This window comes from Pseudomonas sp. URMO17WK12:I7, from assembly GCF_003269045.1.
GTDB lineage: Bacteria > Pseudomonadota > Gammaproteobacteria > Pseudomonadales > Pseudomonadaceae > Aquipseudomonas > Aquipseudomonas putida_J.
This window is the reverse complement of record NZ_QLTL01000010.1, coordinates 7,925-24,024: the sequence shown is the minus strand read 5'-3', so window position 1 is coordinate 24,024 and position 16,100 is coordinate 7,925. Positions and strand designations below refer to the sequence as shown.

The window sequence follows — 16,100 nt, the reverse complement described above, 5'->3', positions numbered from 1 at the left end:
AGGAATTGTTCACGTCGAGACACATTTGGACACTTTCACGAATGCGCGCGAAGGGGTAGGCTGCGCGTTCATTTCGCCAGCACCTCAGAAAATGCTCCAACAATTCCTGCAGGATTTCGGCTACTTTGCCCTTTTTCTAGGCACCTTCTTCGAAGGCGAGACCATTCTGGTACTTGCGGGTTTCCTTGCGTTCCGCGAATACATGGACATCAAGCTGGTGGTCCTGGTGGCCTTCTGCGGCAGCTACGCCGGCGACCAGCTGTGGTACTTCATGGGCCGGCGGCACGGGCGCAAGATCCTCGCGCGCAAGCCGCGGTGGCAGGCCATGGGTGACAGGGCGCTGGAGCATATTCGCCGTCACCCGGATATCTGGGTGCTAAGTTTCCGCTTCGTCTACGGCCTGCGCACGGTGATGCCGGTGGCCATCGGCCTGTCCGGTTACCCGCCGCGCCGCTATCTGCTGCTCAACGGCATTGGTGCCGCCGTTTGGGCCCTGGCGCTGGGCCTGGCGGCCTACCACTTCGGCGCCATCCTCGAAGGCATGCTGGGCAGCATCAAGAAGTACGAGCTATGGGTGCTCGGCGGCCTGCTGCTGCTGGGTGCCCTGCTTTGGCTGCGCAGGCGCTTCCGCACCATCCGCGCCGAGCGCCGCGCGGCGACAGAAGAGCAAGCCGCCAACGCTGAGCAGCAGGTAAAAACCGAGAAGCAGCCAGAACACGGGCACGACCACCGCTAAGCCCAATGTGCCGGCCAGATACAGCGCCGGCACCAGCGTCAGCAGGCGCGCCATTTCCAGGCGCACCGCCCACGGCCGGTTTTCCAGGGCCGCTCCCAACACGAACAAGCCAAACGCCATCAGCGACCAGCCCAGCACCAGGGCGGCGCTCGGCACACGTTCGGCGACGTCCATCAGATAACTGCCCAACGCGATGTAGACGACGAACTGCGCCGCCACGTACGCCTGCCAGGCCCGGCCCAGGGTAATTTCGAACTTGCGGAACAACGCCAGGTTCTGCTTCGCCTGTGGGTAAGCCGCTGCGACGTCGGCCGGACGCCAGCCGGTAGGCATGAACCAGATGCGCAGCTTGTCCTTCCAGCTACGGGTGCGGCGGGCATCGCTGCACAGCTGGGCGTAGAACTGCAGGTTGGCCCACAGCGGGTTCCAACTGGCCAAGGGTGTGGTCACACCGAACACCACCGGCTCGGCCGGGTCCTCTTCCTTGAACGTGCCGAACAGACGGTCCCAGATAATGAACACACCGCCGTAGTTGCGATCCAAGTAAGCAGGATTTTGCGCATGGTGGACACGATGGTTGGATGGCGTGATCAGTACCCACTCGAGCCGGCCCAGTTTGGGAATGTGCCGGGTATGCACCCAGAACTGGTACAGCAGGTTCAGCGACGCCACGGTGATGAATACCACCGGCGGCACGCCGATCAGCGCCAGCGGCAAGTAGAAGATCCACGAGAAGATGAAGCCGCTGCTGGTCTGCCGCAGCGCGGTGGTGAGGTTGTACTCTTCGCTCTGGTGATGCACCGAATGTGCCGCCCACAGCACATTGCGCTCGTGCCCCAGACGGTGCAGCCAGTAGTAGCACAGGTCATACAGCACGAAGGCCAGCAGCCAGACCCACACGGCGCCCTGCGGCAGGCGCAACAGCGCCAGGTGCTCCCAGGCCAGTGCATAAGTCAGCAGCCCAACCCCTTTGGTCAGCAGGCCGGTGCTGGTGGACAGCGCGCCGGTGCTGAGGCTGTTGATCGAATCGGCCAGGGTGAAGTTGCGCTGGCCACGCACGCGGTCGGCGACCAGTTCCACCGCGATCAGCACGAAGAAGAACGGCACGGCCAGCAGAATCAAGTCCATGGGCAACGCTCTCGAAGGTTATCCACAGAGATTAGGATGCGCCCGCAGTAATCCCTATGGCCACATCTGCCAAACTAGAGGACATTTAGCGCCTCGAAAATGGAGTAATGAGCATGACCAAGAAAGTAGCGGTGATTCTTTCCGGCTGTGGCGTGTACGACGGTGCCGAAATCCACGAAAGCGTGATCACCCTGCTGCGCCTCGACCAGCGCGGTGCACAGGTGCAGTGCTTTGCACCGAACATCGCGCAGATGCACGTGATCGATCACCTGACCGGCCAGGAAATGCCCGAGTCGCGCAATGTGCTGACCGAGTCGGCACGTATCGCTCGCGGCGAGGTGAAGGATATCCGCGAAGCCAAGGCCGAGGATTTCGACGCGCTGATCGTGCCAGGTGGCTTCGGCGCGGCGAAGAACCTGTCCAACTTTGCCGTGGAAGGCACCGAGTGCACGGTAAACCCGGATGTACTGGCACTGGCCGAAGCCTTTGCCGAGGCCTGCAAGCCGGTCGGCCTGATCTGCATCTCGCCAGCGCTGGCGGCGAAGATCTATGGCCCGGGCGTGGTCTGCACCATCGGCAACGATGCGGATACCGCGTCAGCCGTAGAGAAAATGGGTGGCAAGCATGAAGAGTGCGATGTGCATGACATCGTCGAAGATACCCAGCGCAAGCTGGTGACGACCCCGGCCTACATGGTCGCCAAGTCGATCAGTGAAGCGGCCAGCGGCATCAACAAGCTGGTGGACCGGGTACTGGAACTGACCCACGAAGGTGAACAATAAGGGCCTGCTGCGCAGGCCATTACTAGTAAGCGCGGTTCCCACAAGGATTGTGCAAGGCTTGAGCAGAATACGGTCGGTGTGTGAGCCGCGCTTGCCGGCGATAGGCTGCTAGGCAGCCCCCGGCCATCACTTGGTCAAGCGGGTGAGGATACGGTCCAGGGCATTGGCGAACGCCTGCTTCTCGCGTTCGCCATAGGGCGCTTGCCCTCCCCCGACCTGGCCCTGTTCGCGCAGCTCGGTGAACAGGTTGCGCACCGCCAGGCGCTCGCCCATGTTGCGCTCGTCGAATTCGCGGCCACGTGGGTCCAGGGCCGCCACGCCCTTCTTGATCAGGCGGTCGGCCAGCGGCACATCGCTACAGATCACCAGTTCGCCGGGCATGGCGTGCTCGACCAGGTAATCGTCGGCCGCATCCATGCCGCTGGGTACCACGATCAGACGGACGATCGCAAAGGCCGGCTTGGCTACGGCCTGGCCGGCCACCATGACTACCTCGAGCTGGCGCTTGAGGGCGAATTTGACGATCAAGTCCTTGGCTGCCTTGGGGCAGGCGTCGGCGTCGATCCAGATGCGCATTGCATTTATCCTCAAAAAAGCTGGGAGGGCTTTGCCCTCCTTTCGCGACGCAAGGCCGCTCCTACGGGAAACGCGATCGTTTGTAGGAGCGGCCTTGCGTCGCGATGGGCCGCGCAGCGGCCCCCAATCAGTTAGCTGTTGCCCGGTGCTTCTCGACCAGGCGACTACGGCCATACAACACCAGAATGGCCAGCAACGCCACCGCTTGGGCGCTCAGCGAGTACACATCAGGGTGAATCCCCAGCCAGTCGAACTCGAAGAACGCCACTGGCCGCGTGCCCAGCACGCCCGCCTCTTGCAGCGCCTTCACGCCATGCCCGGCGAACACCACCGACAGCGCGCACAGCAGCCCTGCGTTGATGCTGAAGAACAGCGACAGTGGCAGCTTTGCCGACCCGCGCAGGATCACCCAGGCCAAGCCAACCAGCAGCACCAGCGCCGTAGCGCCACCGGTCAGCACGGCCTGATGGCCGGCTGGGCCAGCTTGCAGCCACAGGGTTTCGTAGAACAGGATCACTTCGAACAGCTCACGGTACACCGAGAAGAACGCCAGCACGGCAAACCCGAAGCGCCCGCCGCCGCTGACCAGGCTGCTCTTGATGTAGTCCTGCCAGGCGGCGGCGTGACGGCGGTCGTGCATCCACACGCCCAGCCATAGCACCATGACACTGGCGAACAACGCAGTGCTGCCTTCCAGAAGCTCACGCTGGGCACCGCCGACGTCGATCACATAGGCCGCCACGGCCCAGGTAGCAAAGCCCGCGACCAGCGCCAGGCCCCAGCCGATGTTGACGCTGCGCATGGCCGACTGCTGGCCGGTATTGCGCAGGAAGGCCAGGATTGCGGCCAGAACCAGGATCGCCTCCAGGCCCTCACGCAGCAGGATCAGCAGGCCGGAAATGAAGCTTAGCGACCAACTCAGGCCATCACTGCCCAGCCGCTTGGCAGCCTGGTCGAGCTTGGTTTTCGCTTCGGCCAGGCGCTGTTCAACCTGGGCGACTGGCAGGCCGTCCTGCAATGACTGACGGTAGGCCATCAGGGCTTTTTCAGTGGTCTTTCGCGCTTCGGTGTCGATGTTGTCCAGCGAGCTTTCTACCAGTTCGAAGCCTTCAAGGTAGGCCGCCACCGACAGGTCGTAGGCCTGATCGTGGTCGCCTGCGCGGTAGGCTGCGAGGCTCTTGTCCAGGGTGCTGGCGGTGTATTCGAGCAACTGCGCAGGGCCACGCTTGACCTGCGGCGGCTGGGCGCGCTGGGCGCGGAACGCCTCGACCGATGCGGCGCCTTCAGTGGCGGCGACTTCCGCCGGGGTCTGGCGGGCCAGGTCGGCGATGTTCCAGGTCTTTTCACGCTTGGCTGCTTCAGGCTTGGCGGTGAAGCTGGCGACGTAGGCAGCCACGTCCCAACGCTGGCGCTCATCCAGCTGGTCGGCGAAGGACGGCATCTCGGTGCCATCGATACCCAGGGCCAACGTGTTGTAGAGGTCGAACAGGCTCAGCTGATCAAGCCGTGCGGTGTTGCGCAGGTTGGCCGGCGCTGGCTCCAGGCCCACGCCCGCCGGGCCGTCACCGGCACCGGTATCGCCGTGGCAGATCGAGCAATTCTGTGCGTACAGAGAGGCGCCACGGGCCGGGTCCGGGGTGATCACCGGGGCCTGGCTGACTTCGTACGCCACGGCCAGGCGTGCGCCCAGCTGGCGCGCCTGCTTGGCTACCGCTGCGCCGTCCTGGCGCTGGTCGATGGCCTGACGCAGCGCTTGCACACCTTGCTGCAGGCCGGCTTGCTCGGCATTGGTCGGCAGGCCTTTGACCAGGTCGGCGAGCACGGTGCTGAACTCCTGCTGCTCGCGGTATTCGCCGTCGTCGATCACCTTGCCGTTTTCCACGGTCGGCGGGTAGTCGGCACCAATGTAGTCCAGCAAATGCAAGGCTTTGGCGGCCTCGGCGGGTGCTTCGGCCTGCACCAGGGTGCTGCACAGCGCCAGCACCGGGCCAAGCATTGCAGCCGGCAACCAGGCGAGCAGACGGGAACGGGTTTTCATGGCCAGTCTCGGAGGGAATGCGAAAGAGAACATTGTTCACTTCCACTTTGCTTCTCTCAAGGGTTGTCGCTGGATTTCATGAAAAATCTTGAGACAAATCAGATGAAATGGATTGCCTTAGAGATGGGCTGCGTTGCAGCCCCCTGTTCCTGAAGTCTATTGACGAACCTTGTTCAGGCCCAGCTCCATATCGTCGATCAGTGCCTTGGCCCGGGTGCCCCACGCCCGATCGCCTTGCGAGGCGACCCAGGGACAGTAGTCCGGGAGCACTTCCCAGCCAAGACAGCACCTTCCGACAGGTGCCGTAGGATAATTCGACATGGAGTCGGAACTGAAGCAGTTGGTTTCAGGTTCGGAAATGCCTGACAGCGGGGGGCTTGCCGTGAGAAGTGGTGACGGCTGACAGGTGCCAGCCAACAGATTTGCAGCGCCTATGAGATCGAGCGCCGCCCGCGCGGCGCATCGCGGATGAATCCGCTCCTACATCTGTTTCGGGCCAGTTATTCCGCGCCATTGGCGCGCGCACCCTTGGCGCATAGGCGGACAGCGGTGACCTCACAGGAGGGACTGGCCTGAAACAGACGTAGGAGCGGATTCATCCACGATGCGCCGCGCGGGCGGCGCTCGATCCCACAGGCGCTGAAGATATCGCGTCCTACACCCCGCCACCTCACTGCTTCCCAACCTCCTTCCACCCCCCACCGAGCGCCAGGAACACACCAATCTGCCCCAACGCCACCTGGCTGTTGGCCGCCGCCAGCTGCGACCGCATGTCGGTATAGGTCCGCGTCGCCTGCAAATCCGCCAGGAACGACTCTCGCCCGGCCTGGTAATACCGGTGCGTCTGGTCCGCCGCTTCCTTCGCCGACTGCTCCGCCTCAGCCAGCGCATCACGCCGGTCGAGCAAGGCGCTGTATTGGGCCAGACGGGTCTGGGTCTCGCGGATGGCGTTCAGCACCACCCCGTCGAAATGCGCCAAGGCCGCCTGGGTCGAGGCTTCGGCCATGCGAATGCGGGCTCGGGTACCGTTGGTCGGGATGCTCCAGCTGATCTGCGGGCCGACGCCCCAGCGGTTGGTTGACGGATCACCGAGGTCTTCAAGGATGCCAATGGTGCCAACCTGGGCACCGATGCTGATGTCCGGATAGAGCGCACCGGTGGCCACACCGATCTCGGCGGTGGCTGCTGCCAGTTGGCGTTCGGCCTGGCGCACATCGGGGCGGCGCTTGAGCAGGGCCGCGCCGTCACCTACCGGGACCAGCTGGTTCAGCTGCGGCAACTCGGCACAGTCAGCGGTGCCGGCGGGCAACTTATCCACAGGCTTGGCCAGCAGCGCCGCCAAGGTGTACATGCCCGTTTCGCGTTCAGCCTTGAAACGCGGCAGTTCGGCGCGCAACGACTTGAACTGGGTCTGCGAGCGGGTGACCTGGGTTTGATCGCCGCGGCCCGCATCGCGCAGGCGCTGGTTGAGCTTCACGCTCTGCTCCTGCAGGTCGAGCGACTCGCGGGCGATGTGGTATTCCTCGTTGGCCGAGCACACCTGGGTGTAGGCCTTGACCACGTCGGCCACCAGGGTGATGCGCGCGGTGTCGGCGGCGGCCTGCACCGCGTCGGCATTGGCCTTGGCGGCCTCGGTGCCACGCTTGAAGGTGCCCCACAGGTCGAACTGGTACGAGGCGCTGATGATCGCCTCGCCGATATTGGCCACCGGCACTTTCTCGGGCAGCAGGAAGGCTTGGCCGGACTCCTGCAGGCGCTGGGCGCCGGCCTTGATGCCGCCGTTGAAGCCGCCCTGGGACTCGGCCACTTCGACCTGGGCACGGGCCTTGGCGATGTTGGCCGCAGCCACGCGCAACTCGGTGTTGGCACTCAACGCCTGGCGCACCAGTTCGTTGAGGCGTTGATCCTGATACAGCTGCCACCAGTCCTCGGGCACCGGGGCCGACACCACACTGTCAGCATCCTGGCGCAACGGGCCGTTGAGGTCGCTGCGCTGTACCGCCGCGTCCTTCGGCACTTCATAGTCGGGGCCGACCATCATGCAGGCCCCCAGGGACAGGCAGAACCCCGCCAGGATCAGCTGTTTCATGGGCGCTGGCCCTCGAGAATCGACACGGTGGCGGTACGCCCGGCGATCATGCGGAAGTCTTCCGGCACTTCGTCGAAGGCGATGCGCACCGGAATGCGCTGGGCCAGGCGCACCCAGCTGAACGCCGGGTTGACGTTGGGCAGCAGGTTGGCGCCGCTGCTGCGGTCACGGTCTTCGATGCCGGCAGCAAAGCTCTGCACATGGCCGCGCAGGCGGGTGTTGTCGCCCATCACGCGGATGTCCACGGCATCGCCGATGTGGATGCCGCCGAGCTTGGTCTCTTCGAAATAGCCATCGACGTGGTACGAGGCACTGTCGACCACCGACAGCACCGGGCGGCCGGCGCTGACGAATTCATGGTCGCGCGGGGCGCGGTCGTTGAGGTAACCCTCTACCGGGCTGCGCACCACCGAGCGGTCAAGGTTGAGCTGGGCGGTGTCGACCGCAACCTGAGCCTCGCTGACTGCCGAGCGGGCACGGGCTTCGCGGGACTGGCTTTCTTCCAGCTGCTCGGCCGCCACCAGGTTGCCCAGCTTGCGATTACGCTGCGCTTCGCGGGACGCCTGGGCCAGGGTTTCCTGGCGCTCGCCGAGGGTCGCCTTGGCCTGGCGCAAGGCCAGGGTGAAGCGGTCCTGGTCGATGGTGAACAGCACGTCACCGCGCTTGACGGTCTGGTTGTCGCGCACTTCGACCTTCTGGATCAGGCCGGACACGTCCGGGGCGATCTGGATCACGTCGGCGCGGATGTGGCCGTCGCGGGTCCAGGGGGCGAACATGTAGTACACCACCATCTGCCACACGAGCACGGCGGCGAAGGTCACTACCAGCAAGGTCAGGACCACACGGCCCAAGGTCAGCAAAGGTTTTTTCATGGCAGCATCAGGCTTCGGCAAAAATGGTCGACCGCGCCCAGCAGCACGGCATACAGGGCAACATTGAAAAGCGCCCGGTGCCAGACCAGGCGGTAGAAATGCAGGCGCACCAGCACCGCGTGCACCCCCAGGAACAGCAGGTAGGTGCCAAGCATCATCACCAGCAGCGTGGGCAGGAACACCCCGCTGATATCCAGTTCACCGATCACAGGGGCGCTCCGTCGAGGCCGGGGGGCAGTTGCGGTTGTTCGGCAGGCTCGAGCATCACCTCGACACCCGGCAGCAATGCCAGGCGCAGGCCGCTCAGGGCATGCAGCAGGTGGGTGCGGGCATCGCCGCGTTCGTACAGTTCATCCAGGTTCAGCGCCAGGCGCGCACGTTCCATGTTGCGCAATAGCGCGGCCGGCGCGTGCAGGCGCTCGCCGGCGCGCAGGCAGGCGGCGTAGTGCGCGCCAACTTCCTCGATCACCGTACCCAGGCGCTCGCGGGCCTGCTGACCGGCACGTGGCAGGTAGGCCAGCAGGTCGAGCAGGTTCAGCCCCACACGCAGGTCGCGTAGCGCCACACCGCTATCCTGCCCGGTTTGCGACAGGCGCGGCAGGTGCTGCATCAGGCGGTCGAGCATCTGCACACCGACATGGCGGTGCTCAGCCAGGGTTGCCGGCTCGGTCATTTCGACGATGTCGCGCCAGGCGAAGCGGGTCATGCGCTTGGCCGCAAGCTCCACACCGAACGGGCGCATCACCAAGGTCCAGATGAAGGCAAACAAAAGGCCCACGGGGCCGGCCAGGTTGGAGTTGAGGAAGGTGAAAAAGTCGGCGTCGTAGGCACCTTGGATGCTGATGAAGGTCGACGTGTTGACGATGGTCAGCAAGGTGCCGAGGTAGAAGCGCGGCTGCACGGTCAAGGTGCCGACACAGATGAACGGGATGGCGAAGGCCAGCACCAGCATCGGGAAGTCGTGCAGGTTGGGCAGCACCAGGAACAGGTACAGGCTGGAGAAGATTACCGACATCAAGGTCCAGAAGAAGAACCGGTAGATCTGCGGCGCCGGGTCGTCCATGGCGGCGAAGAAGCTGCACGACACGGCGGCGAGAATCACCGCACTGGCGCCGTCGTTCCAGCCCAGGCCGATCCACAGGGCGCAGGCGACAACGATCGCCAGCACCGTGGAGACCACCGAGTACAGCATCAGCCCGCGGTCGAAGAACGCGGTCAGGCGGCCCAGGCGCCAGTGCCGGTAGACCGCGCGCCAGGGCTTGGGGTCGTCGGTGCGCAAGGCATGCTGCAGGGAGCAGCAGTCCTGCCACAGGTCAGCCCATTCGGTCAGCCGGTACAAGGCGTTGGACAGCAGCAGCTCGGCGCGCTGGTCGAGGGCGGCAGCGCCAGGCTGCAGACGCTCGATCTGCTCGTGCAGGGCGGTCCAGCGGGCTACCGAGGCACTGTCGGCGGTGCCTTTGAGCCACTCGCGCGCGGCTTCCAGCACTGGCTGGAGCTGGGCAAAATGAGCCGGGGCGCGGCCTTCGAGGGCGATCAGGGCGTCATCGAGGGCATCGATCACCGGCAGCAGGTGGATCATCCGCCCGCGCAGCTCGCGGGCGTTCTTCACCGTGTGCGGGCCGGCGCCTTCATGGCCGAGCTGGCCGATCATCAGCTCCAGCGAGTTGAACGTGGCGACCATCGCCCCGCGCATGCCGCCGACCTTGTCGGCGCTGGCTTCGCGGGCCAGGTAAGTATCGCTGTAGCGGATCGCTTCGGTGAACCAGCTTCCGGTGGCTCCCACCACCACCGGCGCCAGCCGCCGTGGCCAGAAGATCGCGCCAACCACCGCCGCGCAGACGATACCGAGGCAGATTTCCTGGGCCCGGGACGACGCGACGTCGAACACCGCCAGGGGGTTGTCGACCACTGCCAGGGCAATCATCGGCAAGGTGTAACCGGCCAGCATCAGCACGTAGTTGTTGGCCGTGCGCAGGTTCAGCGAGAGGAACAGCAAGGTGCCGGTCCACAGGGCGATAGCGATGCTCAGCAGCAACGGCGACTGCACCAGCGGCGGCACGAAGAAGATCGCCCCGGCAGCCCCGAGCAGCGTACCCACGGCGCGATACAGGGCCTTGGAGCTGGTTGGGCCGACGAACGGGCTGGAGACGATGTACACAGTGGCCATCGCCCAATACGGTCGCGGCAACTGCAGCAGCAGGGCGATGTACAGGGCAATCATCGACGCGGCGAAGGTGCGCACGCCGTAGAACCAGTCGCGGGCTGGCGGTACCGAACTGAAGAAGCCGTTCATGCCACCCCGCCTGCAGTGCCCAAGCCAGCGGCTTCGAAAGCACGCAACACGCGCAGCGCAGCCTGCAGGTCGGCCTCGTCGATGTCCTGCAGCACGTCATGGCGCACACGCACCAGTTCGGCTTCGATGGCTTCGGCCAGGCGCCGGCCTTCAGCAGTCAGGCTCAAGGCTTTGGCACGGCGGTCCAGCGGGTCCTCGCTACGGCAGACCAAGCCAGCCTTGCACAGCTGGTCGAGCAGGCGTACCAGCGACGGGCTTTCCAGGCCGGCAGCCTGGGCCACGGCCACCTGGTGTACACCATCGCCCAGGCGCACGATCATCAGCAACGGTGCGGCGCAGGCCTCGGAGATACCGTAGCCGATCAGGGCGTTGTGGCAGATGCGCCGCCAGTGGCGAGCGGCAACCACCATGCCGCTGCTGACTTGCAGGCGCAGGGAGTCAATGGACATGTGGGGAACCAAGGATATTCATAGTTTGCTAACTATCAATATACGCCTGTGCCTCCCCCTGTCGTCAACCGTGGGCGACGGGGGGCCAAGATGAAATTCTTGTTCACCTGCACGGCCTCTTCGCGGGCAAGCCCGCTCCCACAGGGACCCTATAAGTCTTGAATGCCGGGATATTTCTGTGGAAGCGGGCTTGCCCGAGAAGAAAGCAGCACAACACTCAGGGCTGAATCTGGTCTTCCAGCTTCATGGTCAGGGCCAAGGTGCTGCCCATCTGCACCGCCCGGTCACGCCAGCACTGGTAACGCGCTTCATCGCGGCTGCTGAAATGCACCGCCAACTCCTCGGCCGCCTGCATCACCCCGGTTGCCGCCGCCAGTTCCAGCCAATACAGCGCGGCTTTGGTATCAGCATCCACGTACAAGCCATGCAGCAGACGGTAGCCCACTTCGAACCGGCAACGCGCCTCACCCCGCTCCGCTCCGCGCAAAAACCATTGGTAAGCCAGGCCGGGGTCCACCTGCCACGCCGGCGCGGTGTCGCAGACTTCTTCTTCGTACAGGTCACCCAGCGCCGCGGCGGCATGCAGCAGGCCCCGTTCGAAGGCCTGTTGATAACACTCCGCAGCCTGCGCATAGGAGGTTTCGATACCCTTGCCAAAGTAGTGCTGCTGCCCCAGGTTGAACCACGCCGCCGCATTGCCCTGCAGGGCCGCCATGCGCAGCAGGTGCCTGGCCAGCGCGGTGTCGGCCCGCCAGTACTTGCCATTGAGCCAGATCCAGCCTAGGTCGTTGAGTGCTGCCACATTGCCGGCCAGCGCCTGCTGGCGCAGGTCGGCGTACACCGCCTGCAGGTCGTGCGCCTCGTCCAGACGGTTGACCAGCAGCGCGCGCTGGCTGGGCAGCCCTACCCCGGCGAACAGCCGCTGTCGCCTGCCGGCGTGTGTCGGTGGGCAAATGACCTGCTCAGGCAAAAGGCGGGCGAGCAGCGAATGGATATTGCTGACAGCAGACATGTTCATCCTCATTGAACGACCCACAGGCCCGACCGCGGCTGTGATGAGGCGTGATTCTGCGCGACGTCACGTCAAAACCTGTCGCGAACGATTCGAGGCAAGGCAACCAATTGCGCATTCCTTGATCTGAACGAGTTATGGCTAATTGCCATGAGCTGTTCCAGCCGCCATCCTGTTGCGGCAAGCCTAGACAAGGACGTTACCTTTTGCCGTTCGCTACCACCCGCGCCACCCTCAGCCGTCAATGGGCGCTGCTGCGCCAGTTACCTAGCCGCTCCCCAGGCATCACCAGCGCCGAACTGGTGTGGCGCCTGCGCGATGTGGGCTTCAATGTCAGCAAACGCACCGTGGAACGGGACCTTAACGAGCTGTCGCTGATCTTTCCGCTGGATCGCAATGACAAGAGCATTCCGTTTGGTTGGCACTGGTCGGCGAACATTGCAGGCGAGTTGCGAGGGAATTTCGATCTGCAGGGATATTTGCGCGGTGATTCGCTGCAGCCGGCGCAGGGTGAAGGCTTCGAGATACAGGCCTGGGTCAGCGACCCATTGGCCAAGCAGTTGCGTGAAGCGCCGTTGAGCATGGACATGCAATTGACGGCACTGGACCAGGGGCATCGATTGCGGGCCACCGTGGAAGATGGCGGGCCGTTACGCTGGTGGGTGTTGAGCCAAGGGGAAGGCCTGGTGGTCGAAGAGCCGCAGTCACTGCGCGAAGAGATCGCCAGAACTTTGAGTAATGCGGCAGCACAGTACATGAATTAGTCGCCTGTGCTGGCCTCTTCGCGGGTAAACCCGCTCCCACAGGGCTGCACAGTCTTCACGACCTGTGAAAATCCTGTGGGAGCGGGTTTACCCGCGAAGAGGCCGGCACAGGAAAATCACCGCTGCATGCCCCACCGCCGAACGGTCAACCGTTCCAGGGTATTGAACACTACCCCCTCGACCAGCAGACCGATCAGGATCACCACCACTCTAAAAAGATCCGAGCATCAGGAATATCATTGAAGAAATACACATCGTGCATCAAGCTCCGACTATAATCCTTTTCATCGAATTTGAAAAATCTCGCAATTGAGCCACATCAACCAATCCTCTGCGTGCAAATAAGCACGGCATAGTCAAAAGCTTTGATATGGTACAGATACGCATAATTTTACCGAGAAGCCCTGCGCGCAAATAAAGCATCCTATTCCCCCATACAAAATCGCTTTTCGACAGCAGCTCTTCAACCTCATCAAGATGTCTTATGGCGACATACATCTGCACTAAAAATGCGAGCGCCGCCAAGAAAAAAACACATCGAAACCAAATTAATCTCAAATTTACTCACGACTTACTCTTCACGTAAGTGATCACAAACCGCCGCCGCAGTACTTACTTAGCAATCAGCCTCGTAAAACACCTACCCATATACAGAAGGATGCCAACGATGCAAATAAAAACAAGTGCACGAGCCACAGTATAATCAGCAGCCTCTTGATGCGATCAGGTACTGCTCGTAAATCTCCAGCGTCAATCAAACCCTTTCGAACGCAAAACTGGCTCACGGATAGCATCGCGGAAATCCCCCCACACGCAAAACCTTCCCCAAAAGCCCGGCACCGGACAAATTACCCCTATTACCGACAACAATTTTGCTATTCTTTAATAAAAATTCAACATAATCAAGATAACGACAAGCGACAAAAATCCATGCCGCAAACATGAGTACGGGCGAAGCAAACAAGCAAACACCGAGCACGGCTATCTGCATATTTGTCATTGTGCGGTCTCATACAAGACCTGATTCAGTATCTCTCCGAACATAGCTCATAGCGCCCCACCTGCAATTTCACCGTTCCCAACCTATCTCGCCAGCCGCTCACCTTCCCCACACGCCCCAGCGACCACCCCCAAATCTGTAGCCCCCTGACCGCTGCTGAACCCGAACACCAGCTAGGGAGCGGCAAAATCAGGATATACATTGAGATGAAACATGAGTGCTCACATATTCAACCAGGCAAGCTTAATAATTTCAAAACATTATGAGCAACAACAAATATCACCGCAGAAGCCACTAAGCCCCCCCAAGAAACTAGCAACCTAACTCTCATCGCCCTTGGAAATCGCAATATTTCTGAAGCATCCGCAACGCCTCTGCGAACAAAGATCCCGGGCATCATAAGCATGTTTGCGGCTAGGCAGGCACGCATCACTCTACCCAACAATCCCGCCGGTGAAAAGTTCAACCGATTATCACGAATATAGCTGCACCCTGATAGCTCAGACTCAATCACATCAAGATATCGGCATGCTAGATAAACCATGAGGCCTAGGCTAACAGTCATCCAGACTATCAGCACAGACATCATTACCACTGCAGCTGTCGAGTTCATTCGAGCGTCCTTTCATACACTACCTCTCCGAGCGCCCCAACCCACTTTCTCCCTAAATCACCACCATATTTACCACCTACAGCACCTCCGACAACAGCACATGCAATACCGGCACTACCAGCAGAGGGAATACTGAGTGCTACACATATGGCACTTACCATAGCACCGCCTATGACCCCCCCAGTAACACTGCCAGATATACTGCCTGTCAAGCCGCTCAACTCGACGTATTTAGCCTTCCTGCATTCTTCCTCACGACCTAGGGTGCATGCATTTTGAATAGACAGCCCTGTCGCTGCCACATCTAATGCGACTCCAATGTAGGCCCCTTTCTTGATCAGGCTCGCAGCCCTCGCCACTCCCGTTACCTTCTCGGCATACCCGGTAATTTCCCCGGTACTCAGATAGCGTTTAGTGGAAAGCTTCAGCATCCGCTTGATCGACCCCTGATTTCGTAGACCAGAGCCATAGGCGGAAGTCTTCCCCAGCTGCTCATCCAACACCCTGAACAGCGTCGCACGCTTGGCATAGAACTCTTCCCGCGCCCTGAACGTGCCACCACTCATGTGCTCGCGATGCAATTGCTCAATCTGCTCCAGCGTCTTCTTGATGGAACCCAAATGCCTGGCCCAGCCATCGCTTGCGGCCCCGGCCCCCGTCGCAGCGTGTGCCAGCAGACTCTGCAGCATCTCAAAGTTATCCAGCATGAACCTATCGACACCCCCGCCGTTGAATACGATATCGCGGTGAATACCTGCCGCCTTGCCCATGAGAAAGGCTTCATGGCTGGTACAGGAAGGCGTGGAGGGATCACCGACAATCACCAGTTCGCCAGCAAAGACGACCGTGTTGACGATATGCGCATTGAGCACATCGAACTTGGCCTGCTGATTGGCGTTCATCGGCGTGCTGTTCTTCAGGGTCGCGTAGTTCTGCGCCTTGGGATTTATAAAGCTGCGTGCCTCGGACATGGTCGTTCCTCACGCAAACTTCTTGTTGGCAATCCGGTCCCAGCCACCGGTGACACTGCCGCCAGCACCACCATCGGTACGCTGCTGCCGGGTGTACGTGGTCTTGATGCGGCCGTAGTTGAGCTGGATGATTTCAGTCGGCACGCCGGCATGCACGCTATGTAGATAGTCGGCAATGATCACTTCTTCGAGCACCACTTCGTAGTACTTCAGCTTGTCGCCACCGGCGCGGCAGACGACCAGCCTGACGTCCTTCAGATGCTGCCCGGCGCAACTGGCTTCAAGCAATTTGCAGCTGGCATTGTCCAGGTATTTGGTGAAGGTCAGGTTGCTCAAAGTGGTACGCCCGGCGGTGGCGCCCCCTGCGGAACTCGCGGTAGCAGAGGTGCTTTGGCTGGTGCCGAACGTGTAGCCGAGGATCTCGATCCAGTGCTTGTATTGCTCGTCTTGCGATTCGCCAGCGATTTCCGCGATTTGAATGAAAGCGTCGAAAGCCATGTTTACTGTTCCTTGTAAACGAATGAGCGGAACAGGCTAGGCGTGAGGAAAGATAACCGCAACGATTCTATGGAGATCGATACTTAATTCAGAATTTTCGTACAAGTTTTCCGACAAATTAGCTTTCCGGATGTATGAAAGTTTTTCAGAGCAAGGGCCATGGCCCACAGCATATGTATGGGTGGCCTGTGCTGGCCTCTTCGCGGGTAAACCCGCTCCCACAGGGACTGCACAGTCTTCACGGCCTGTGAAAATCCTGTGGGAGCGGGTTTACCCGCG

The 16,100-nt window shown here is 61.7% G+C and carries 13 protein-coding genes and 2 pseudogenes; 3 read left to right on the top strand and 12 right to left on the bottom strand.

The features are described from left to right. Positions 1-91: 91 nt before the first annotated feature. Entirely contained in the window at positions 92-736 is a 645-nt protein-coding gene (locus tag H040_RS14950) for a DedA family protein (protein ID WP_081784349.1), read from the top strand. A gap of 501 nt (positions 737-1,237) precedes the next feature. Here the strand turns inward: H040_RS14950 and H040_RS27790 are convergent. Next, positions 1,238-1,864 (bottom strand): annotated as a pseudogene (locus H040_RS27790) (sterol desaturase family protein); the annotation flags it as partial. A gap of 113 nt (positions 1,865-1,977) precedes the next feature. On the opposite strand from H040_RS27790, the gene elbB reads away from it, so the two are divergent. Then, positions 1,978-2,646 carry an isoprenoid biosynthesis glyoxalase ElbB gene (elbB, locus tag H040_RS14940; protein ID WP_027920861.1) on the top strand — a complete coding sequence of 223 codons (669 nt, stop codon included), beginning with the start codon at positions 1,978-1,980 and terminating at the stop codon, positions 2,644-2,646. 126 nt (positions 2,647-2,772) lie between these two features. Here elbB and H040_RS14935 read toward each other — a convergent pair whose 3' ends face one another. The 8 genes from H040_RS14935 to H040_RS14890 form a co-directional block, all read right to left on the bottom strand. After that, on the bottom strand, positions 2,773-3,222 hold the full coding sequence (locus H040_RS14935; protein ID WP_027920860.1) for a YaiI/YqxD family protein: 450 nt from the start codon (positions 3,220-3,222) through the stop codon (positions 2,773-2,775). Between the two features lie 127 nt (positions 3,223-3,349). Next, positions 3,350-5,293 carry an FTR1 family protein gene (locus tag H040_RS14930; RefSeq protein ID WP_027920859.1) on the bottom strand — a complete coding sequence of 648 codons (1,944 nt, stop codon included), beginning with the start codon at positions 5,291-5,293 and terminating at the stop codon, positions 3,350-3,352. 637 nt (positions 5,294-5,930) lie between these two features. Next, a complete protein-coding gene (locus H040_RS14915; protein WP_027920858.1) occupies positions 5,931-7,349 on the bottom strand; it encodes an efflux transporter outer membrane subunit in 1,419 nt (472 codons plus the stop codon). Continuing rightward, on the bottom strand, positions 7,346-8,221 hold the full coding sequence (locus tag H040_RS14910; RefSeq protein ID WP_027920857.1) for an efflux RND transporter periplasmic adaptor subunit: 876 nt from the start codon (positions 8,219-8,221) through the stop codon (positions 7,346-7,348). The genes H040_RS14915 and H040_RS14910 overlap by 4 nt, the downstream gene beginning before the upstream one ends. Further along, complete coding sequence (locus H040_RS14905; protein WP_027920856.1) at positions 8,218-8,430, bottom strand: DUF1656 domain-containing protein; 213 nt, start codon at positions 8,428-8,430, stop codon at positions 8,218-8,220. The genes H040_RS14910 and H040_RS14905 overlap by 4 nt, the downstream gene beginning before the upstream one ends. Further along, the gene (locus H040_RS14900; protein ID WP_027920855.1) at positions 8,427-10,514 is read right to left on the bottom strand and encodes an FUSC family protein; all 2,088 of its coding nucleotides are present in this window, start codon (positions 10,512-10,514) and stop codon (positions 8,427-8,429) included. Before H040_RS14900 ends, H040_RS14905 begins: the two co-directional genes overlap by 4 nt. Continuing rightward, positions 10,511-10,963, bottom strand: coding sequence for a MarR family winged helix-turn-helix transcriptional regulator (locus tag H040_RS14895; RefSeq protein WP_027920854.1), 453 nt, complete (start codon positions 10,961-10,963; stop codon positions 10,511-10,513). Before H040_RS14895 ends, H040_RS14900 begins: the two co-directional genes overlap by 4 nt. Before the next feature lie 217 nt (positions 10,964-11,180). Beyond that, positions 11,181-11,975, bottom strand: coding sequence for a tetratricopeptide repeat protein (locus tag H040_RS14890; protein WP_027920853.1), 795 nt, complete (start codon positions 11,973-11,975; stop codon positions 11,181-11,183). A 206-nt stretch (positions 11,976-12,181) separates the two neighbouring features. Here H040_RS14890 and H040_RS14885 point away from each other — a divergent pair, with 206 nt between their 5' ends. Then, the gene (locus H040_RS14885; protein ID WP_027920852.1) at positions 12,182-12,739 is read left to right on the top strand and encodes a WYL domain-containing protein; all 558 of its coding nucleotides are present in this window, start codon (positions 12,182-12,184) and stop codon (positions 12,737-12,739) included. Positions 12,740-12,855: 116 nt separating this feature from the next. On the opposite strand, the pseudogene H040_RS14880 reads toward H040_RS14885, so the two are convergent. The 3 genes and pseudogenes from H040_RS14880 to H040_RS14860 all read right to left on the bottom strand — a co-directional run. Then, a pseudogene (locus H040_RS14880) lies at positions 12,856-12,945 on the bottom strand (ABC transporter permease); the annotation flags it as partial. Positions 12,946-14,348: 1,403 nt separating this feature from the next. Further along, a complete protein-coding gene (locus H040_RS14865) occupies positions 14,349-15,323 on the bottom strand; it encodes a hypothetical protein (RefSeq protein ID WP_027919401.1) in 975 nt (324 codons plus the stop codon). 9 nt (positions 15,324-15,332) lie between these two features. After that, positions 15,333-15,821 (bottom strand): Hcp family type VI secretion system effector, encoded by a 489-nt coding sequence (locus H040_RS14860; RefSeq protein ID WP_027919400.1) that lies wholly within the window; start codon positions 15,819-15,821, stop codon positions 15,333-15,335. Positions 15,822-16,100 lie beyond the last annotated feature (279 nt).

Coding starts and splice junctions, on each gene's coding strand:
- H040_RS14890 (WP_027920853.1), bottom strand. CDS start 11,975: ATGTCTGCTGTCAGCAATATCCATTCGCTGCTCGCCCGCCTTTTGCCT.
- H040_RS14900 (WP_027920855.1), bottom strand. CDS start 10,514: ATGAACGGCTTCTTCAGTTCGGTACCGCCAGCCCGCGACTGGTTCTAC.
- H040_RS14935 (WP_027920860.1), bottom strand. CDS start 3,222: ATGCGCATCTGGATCGACGCCGACGCCTGCCCCAAGGCAGCCAAGGAC.
- H040_RS14910 (WP_027920857.1), bottom strand. CDS start 8,221: ATGAAAAAACCTTTGCTGACCTTGGGCCGTGTGGTCCTGACCTTGCTG.
- H040_RS14895 (WP_027920854.1), bottom strand. CDS start 10,963: ATGTCCATTGACTCCCTGCGCCTGCAAGTCAGCAGCGGCATGGTGGTT.
- H040_RS14915 (WP_027920858.1), bottom strand. CDS start 7,349: ATGAAACAGCTGATCCTGGCGGGGTTCTGCCTGTCCCTGGGGGCCTGC.
- H040_RS14865 (WP_027919401.1), bottom strand. CDS start 15,323: ATGTCCGAGGCACGCAGCTTTATAAATCCCAAGGCGCAGAACTACGCG.
- H040_RS14860 (WP_027919400.1), bottom strand. CDS start 15,821: ATGGCTTTCGACGCTTTCATTCAAATCGCGGAAATCGCTGGCGAATCG.
- H040_RS14950 (WP_081784349.1), top strand. CDS start 92: ATGCTCCAACAATTCCTGCAGGATTTCGGCTACTTTGCCCTTTTTCTA.
- H040_RS14930 (WP_027920859.1), bottom strand. CDS start 5,293: ATGTTCTCTTTCGCATTCCCTCCGAGACTGGCCATGAAAACCCGTTCC.
- elbB (WP_027920861.1), top strand. CDS start 1,978: ATGACCAAGAAAGTAGCGGTGATTCTTTCCGGCTGTGGCGTGTACGAC.